6 protein-coding genes and 1 pseudogene are annotated in these 5867 nt (G+C 70.7%); 3 read left to right on the top strand and 4 right to left on the bottom strand.

Annotated features, from left to right (window positions below):
- The 3 genes and pseudogenes from BMG523DRAFT_RS21530 to BMG523DRAFT_RS21520 form a co-directional block, all read right to left on the bottom strand.
- Positions 1-286 (bottom strand): annotated as a pseudogene (locus BMG523DRAFT_RS21530) (transposase); the annotation flags it as partial.
- 182 nt (positions 287-468) lie between these two features.
- Positions 469-1698: a 3-carboxy-cis,cis-muconate cycloisomerase gene (locus BMG523DRAFT_RS21525; RefSeq protein ID WP_011434625.1), complete on the bottom strand. Its 1230-nt coding sequence runs from the start codon at positions 1696-1698 to the stop codon at positions 469-471.
- Positions 1699-1932: 234 nt separating this feature from the next.
- Positions 1933-2427 (bottom strand): methylated-DNA--[protein]-cysteine S-methyltransferase, encoded by a 495-nt coding sequence (locus BMG523DRAFT_RS21520; protein WP_023840195.1) that lies wholly within the window; start codon positions 2425-2427, stop codon positions 1933-1935.
- Between the two features lie 229 nt (positions 2428-2656).
- Between BMG523DRAFT_RS21520 and BMG523DRAFT_RS21515 the strand changes: the two genes are divergently transcribed.
- The 3 genes from BMG523DRAFT_RS21515 (at position 2657) to BMG523DRAFT_RS21505 (ending at position 4630) form a co-directional block, all read left to right on the top strand.
- Positions 2657-3142 carry an RNA polymerase sigma factor gene (locus BMG523DRAFT_RS21515; RefSeq protein WP_023840196.1) on the top strand — a complete coding sequence of 162 codons (486 nt, stop codon included), beginning with the start codon at positions 2657-2659 and terminating at the stop codon, positions 3140-3142.
- Between the two features lie 38 nt (positions 3143-3180).
- A complete protein-coding gene (locus BMG523DRAFT_RS21510; protein ID WP_347272520.1) occupies positions 3181-3753 on the top strand; it encodes a methylated-DNA--[protein]-cysteine S-methyltransferase in 573 nt (190 codons plus the stop codon).
- Positions 3754-3895: 142 nt separating this feature from the next.
- On the top strand, positions 3896-4630 hold the full coding sequence (locus BMG523DRAFT_RS21505; RefSeq protein ID WP_035909062.1) for an SDR family oxidoreductase: 735 nt from the start codon (positions 3896-3898) through the stop codon (positions 4628-4630).
- 171 nt (positions 4631-4801) lie between these two features.
- Here the strand turns inward: BMG523DRAFT_RS21505 and BMG523DRAFT_RS21500 are convergent, their stop codons facing one another.
- Complete coding sequence (locus tag BMG523DRAFT_RS21500; protein WP_166793681.1) at positions 4802-5347, bottom strand: AfsR/SARP family transcriptional regulator; 546 nt, start codon at positions 5345-5347, stop codon at positions 4802-4804.
- Between the last annotated feature and the right edge of the window lie 520 nt (positions 5348-5867).

Genomic DNA, 5867 nt, shown 5'->3' with positions numbered 1-5867 from the left:
TCACGCCTTTTTTCTTCCACCGGTCAAAGAAGCCGTAGACCGTCTGCCACGGCGGGAAGCCCGCCGGCAGCGCGCGCCACACGATCCCGTTGTGTGTCACGTACAGGATGGCGTCCACGATGTCCCGGCGAGAGTGCGCCTCGGGCCGGCCGTCCTTCGATACCGGCGGCAACACAGCTTCGACAAGCGCCCACTCGGCGTCGGTCAGATCCGATGGATACCGGTGTGTACGTACCATGACCAGCCCCTGCCGCCATCACCCCCGTCCAAACCCCACCACCAACATCCACACCAACTTTCCGTCACGCTCCGCATATGCAAAAAGATCCAAAACAGGCTCTTGGAGCCTTGCCGGTCGACAGCGCAACGGACATACATCCACCTCTCCCGTGGTCTTCGGCGTGAGTGGCTCGTCACCCTGCAATTCTCCGCGACAGCGCTGAAGTTTCGGACGACTGGGCATCGCGCTCACCGCGCGCTGAAGAGATAGCGCTCGAGTACCCGATCGACGAATATCCGGCCGACACCAGGGCCGCCGGCCTCTGCCTGGGGGTCGGCGTCGGCGTCGACCTCGGTCTCGGCGTCGGCCGCGCGTCGGTACCGGTCCGGGTCGGCGAACAGGCCGTCCGTCACCTCATGCTCGACCAGCTCCGCGACAGCGTGCGCGGAACCGCCGAGGGCACGCAGTGCCCCGCGCAGCGTCTCCCACTCGACGTGCCGGTCGTTGTCGTTCCACAGCTCGGCTGCCAGGTCGTGGACGAGGGAGACGACCAGCACGGGCGTCCGGATGGCCGAGGAGATCACCATGACGTCGACCGCCGCAGCCGAGTGGCGTGCCGCGGCTGCGTCCCTCACGCCAGCCGGTTCGGGGCGTGCGGGAGCCCAGCGCCGCATCCCGGCGGACACCGTGGCCGCCGTGGACGTGACGAAGACGGCGAAAGCCATCAGATCGAGCAGAATGGTACGAGGCCCACGCCATGGCAGTGACGGCTCGGACAGGCCCGCTTCGGCAGCGAACACCGCGGCCAGGGCCCCGTCGATCGGGCCCGGTACCTCTTCCCGCGCCGCCGCGAGCGGCGCCGGTACCTGGAGGGTCAGGATCCCCTCGAACGGGGCGGGCAGGCCGTCGGCGACGAGGCGGGCCAGGCGGTCACGGGCGTCGAGGACGTCGTTGAGCCAACCGGCGGCGACCGTCGGAAGACTGCGCGCCGCCCGGCCCGGTGCACCGGCCCCGTCCACGGCCGACCCGCCCGGCCGCCGTCGGTCGACCAGTTCGGCGAGTCCCGCGGCCACCCGCTGCAGATCGGCGTCGGCGAGGGCGAGGACATGGGTCGCTACGACCAGCGACGCGGCTGCAACGACATCCGCATCGGTGAGATGGCGGTGCACATGCTCGGCGGCGGCGGGGTGGATGCGCCGCGTGGTCTCGGTCAGGGTCGCCACCAGCCCACCCACCGGACTCGCGGACCACTGCCCGCCGGTGGCGAGCCGCTCGACGTCCGCGGAGCATTCCGCGACGGCCTTGTCGATCGCGGCGACGCAGGCGGCAGGCACCAGACCCAGCCGGCCCTCCGCACGCACGACGGCCGCCTCCACGTCCAGCATCGCCCGCAGCCACGCCGCACCGCTCGTCGCCGTATCGATGAGAGTTCCGGCCCAGGACGCCGCCCGCCCGTCACCGTGTCGTAGGTCGTCCATCGTGCCGCTTCCTCTCGCAGACGGAGGTCCGGTCGCGGTCACGGCCGAGTGCGGGGCGGACCGGTCCGGGCGATGTGCACTCGCCGCCTCCGCCGCCCGGTCGGGCGCCTGCCGTGGCAGCGGTAGCGGTAGCGGTAGCGGTAGCGGTAGCGGTAGCGGTAGCGGTAGCGGTAGCGCCAGACCAGACTGTGCGGCTCGGCTACAGCGACGCTCGAGAGCCGGCCCGGGCCGCGCTCACCCTCGGGCCTCCAGGGCCCGCAGCTGATGGCGCACATGGCAGCCACCCGGATAGACGGCGGCATCCGGCCCCACGCGCAGCACCCGGTGGCAGGGGATGAGGATCGGCAGTGGATTGGCCGCTACCTCCAGCCCCACCGCCGCCGCCTCCGCCGGTCGACCCGCCGCGACAGCCAGCTCACCGACCGTCACCGCGGCGCCGAAGGGCACGGCGCACAGGGCACGCAGGACCTCCCGCTGGGCCGGGCCAACCAGCGACGTGTCCAGCGGCACCGCGAACTCCCGGCGGTCGCCGTCCAGGTACTCCACGATCTGGCGGTACACGTCGTCGAGCTGGCCGCACCTGGCCTCGGCGGCCGGCCCGACCTGCCTGGTCACGCTGTCCAGCACGAAGTCGGCGTCCTGGTCGCGGAAGGCCACGCGCACCACACCCCGCTGGGTCCGCACGAGGAAGAGCCGGCCGACAGCCGTGTCCACGTGGCGGTAGGTCACGGCGGCGTGAAGCGGGGCTCAGTGCACAGGCATCTCGCTGATCGCCGGCCTCCGGAATGCGACGGTTCGTGCGTTCACCCCTACGACGTCCGGGCCGGGCTGTTTGTGAGCCCCGGGCAGGTCCTCGCGTCCTCGTCCGCCCGGGACGGGCCCCGGCCGCTGCGCCGACCGGATCCGACCAGGCCCGAGCCCGGGCTCACACTTGGGCCGTGTGGATCGTTCTTCTGGCATGGAGCGCGAACCGTTCGACGCCGTGGTCCAGCGGTGCGGGCCGATGGTGCTGCGGGTCTGCTGGGCGGTCGCCGGGCCGGATCTGGCCGAGGATGCCTGGTCGGAGACGTTTCTCGCGGCGCTGCGGGCGTATCCGGAGCTGCCTGCGGGCAGCAACGTCGAGGCGTGGTTGGTGACGATCGCGCGCAACAAGGCGATCGACCAGCTGCGGGCCCAGTCACGGCGGCCCGCGCCGACGGAGCGCCTCCCGGAGCCGGCCCGGTGGGAGGAGCGTGACACGCAGCTGGATCTGTGGGACGCGCTGAAACGGCTCACGCCCAGGCAACGGGAGGCCGTCGCGCTCCACTATCTCGCCGGACTCCCGTACGCCGAGGTCGCCCGGCTCGTCGGTGGCAATCCCGCCGCCGCGCGGCGCGCGGGCGCTGACGCCATCGCATCGCTGCGGAGCATGCTTGCACTGGCGAAGGAGGACGAGTCGCGATGACCAGCGACGATCTTCGGGCGCCCGATCCGTTCGCCGCCATGCCGGACCTCGATGCCCGGCTCAGTCGCCTGCGCCAACGGCTCGCGGCCGAGGCCGAGCGGGAGGGTCTGCTGGACGTGGCCTACCGCAGCGTGGACTCGCCCGTCGGGCGGCTCCTGCTCGCAGCGACCCCGCAGGGGCTGGTCCGGGTCGCCTATGAGGTGGAGGACCACGACGCCGTGCTCGCGTCGCTGTCCGAGCGGATCAGCCCCCGCGTTCTGCGGGCGAACGGGCGGCTCGATCCCGTCGCCGTTCAGCTCGACGCGTACTTCGCCGGGGCCCGGTCACGCTTCACACTGAGCCTCGATCTGCGGCTCGCGACGGGATTCCGGCTCTCGGTGCTGGAGCACCTGCGCGACATCCCCTATGGCAGCACGGCCAGCTACGCGGCGGTCGCCGCGCTGGCGGGCAGCCCTCGCGCGGTCCGGGCAGTGGGGACGGCCTGCGCGACGAATCCACTGCCCGTGATCCTTCCATGTCATCGCGTCATATACAGCGACGGCCGGATCGGCCGCTACCTGGGCGGCGAGCAGGCCAAGCAATCCCTGCTGCGGCTCGAGGGGGCACTCTGACGCGGCGCGGAGAGGTCACAGGGCATCGGATCGCAATCGACACCTCACGTTCCGGCCTGTCCGGGCGTCTCCTTGCCGAGAGCCTCGTCAACGCTCTCGCCGCCGCCCCGGCGGCGGGCCGAACCCCTGGACGGGACAACGCATGTCTGCAGCACTTGTCACCGGGAGCAACCGTGGATTGGGCTTCGCAACCGCGCAGGCGTTGGCGCGGCTCGGGCACCGGATCCTCGTGACCGCGCGGGAGCAGGCCGCGGCGGACAAGGCCGCGGCCGATCTGACGGCGCAGGGATTCGACGCCGACGCCATCGCGCTCGACGTCACCTCCCCCGACAGCATCGCGGCAGCCACCAGGCGGGTCGCGGAGCTGCCGGCCGGCCTGGACATTCTGGTCAACAACGCGGGGATCCTGCCCGAGGCCACGGACGGCGAGCAGCACGAGTTCGCCTCCCTCGATCTGTTCGGGAAGACGTACGCGACCAACGTCTTCGGCCCGGTTGCCGTCACCGAGGCGCTCCTTCCGCTGCTGCGCAGGAGCCCGGCCGGCCGCATCGTCAACGTCTCCACCACGATGGGCTCGCTCAGCGACCAGGCGAACCCCGCATCGCCCTACTACGGCCTGATCGTGCCGGCGTACCAGAGCTCGAAGGCGGCGCTGAACAGCATCACGATCTCGCTCGCCAAGAAGCTCGCCGACACCCCCATCAAGATCAGCTCAGTCTGCCCGGGCTTCGTGCAGACCGACCTGACCCCGATCAACAGAGAGCAGGCTCAACTCACCGCCGACCAAGCCGCGCAGGTCGTCGTCCGGGCCGCGACCCTGCCCGACGACGCCCCCTCGGGCACGTTCTTCGACCAGAACGGCATCGTAGCCTGGTAGCAAACACCGCGCCCGGGTAGCAGCGCGCCGCACCCGACCGGCATGACCCACCAGGCGTGACGGGGTTCGGTCCGGCGGGAGTCGCTGCGGCCGCCGGGTGCCGGCCTGCCCGTGGAGGACAGGCCTGGCACTCGACGGCCCAGGCCGCAGGCCGCGACGGAGCGCCCAGGATCAGCGGGCGCGGGTCAGCTGGCGGCCCGTTCCCTGCCGAAACGCCTGCGGCGACGACTCCCACCGGTCGCCCAGCAGCAGGTCGCTGCCGGCGAGGATGGCACGCATGAGGTTGGACGTCCGGAACGTCGGCTCGATGCCCATCGTGTCGATGAGCGTGGAGCGGAGGCGACGGAAGACCGAGGCGGCTCGCTTCGGATGGCCGGACCGGGAGTGGGCCACCATGAGCTGGGCGTGCAGGTCGTGCATCAGATGCAGGCTGATCAGGTCTTCCAGTTCGGGCACGAGCTCGTGGTGCCGCCCGAGCGCCAGGTCGGCCTCGATCCTGAGCTCGGTCGCGTGCAGCCTGGCCTCCTCCAGCGCCATGACGTGCGGTGCGCTGAGGCTGCCACGTTTGACATCCGCGAGGGCAGGGCCGCGCCACTCGCGCAGCGCCTGGCCCAACAGCCGGCTCGCCGCCTCGGCATCGCGCCGAGCCGCGGCAGTCCGCCCGGCCCGATATAGATCATCGAATCGGCACCGGTCGAAGTCGTATCCGTCCGCCACGATCTGGTATGCATGGTTCCGGGTGACGAGAACCTCGCGAGAATCCTGGACCGACGGCAGCCGGAGACTCCGCCGGATATGCAGCACGTAGAGGGTGCGTCTTTTTGAGCACGTAGAGGGTGCGTCTTTTTGAGCATTCCTGGCGGCGTGGCCGCCACCTGATCGGATGAGAATTCTGTGGGGCTGCGGTGGCCTGTTTGTCGCGTTCGGGGTTGTGTCTGGGATGATGGTGGGGCGTTGCCCGGTCGACGTCGGCTGTCTCTGGTGCGGACGCAGGGCTGCGCGGAGGTAGCTGTCGGTTACGATCAACTACGTCTGGTAAGTGCCCGGGCGTGATGGCTCACGCGTCCTACGTGGTGACGTAGAAAGCCTATGCCGCTGCGCGGCGACGGCAGTGGCGACCTATTCGAAACCGTCGATTCGATGTAAGTAGTCGGAAGTCGCGTGGGGGAATGCTGACGGGCGGTGTCACCGGGTGTGACACCGCTGGAGTCGGGCTGGCGTGGCTGGGTCAGCCGGG

This window comes from Frankia sp. BMG5.23, from assembly GCF_000685765.2.
GTDB lineage: Bacteria > Actinomycetota > Actinomycetes > Frankiales > Frankiaceae > Frankia > Frankia casuarinae.
This window is presented reverse-complemented; position numbering and strand designations above follow the sequence as displayed.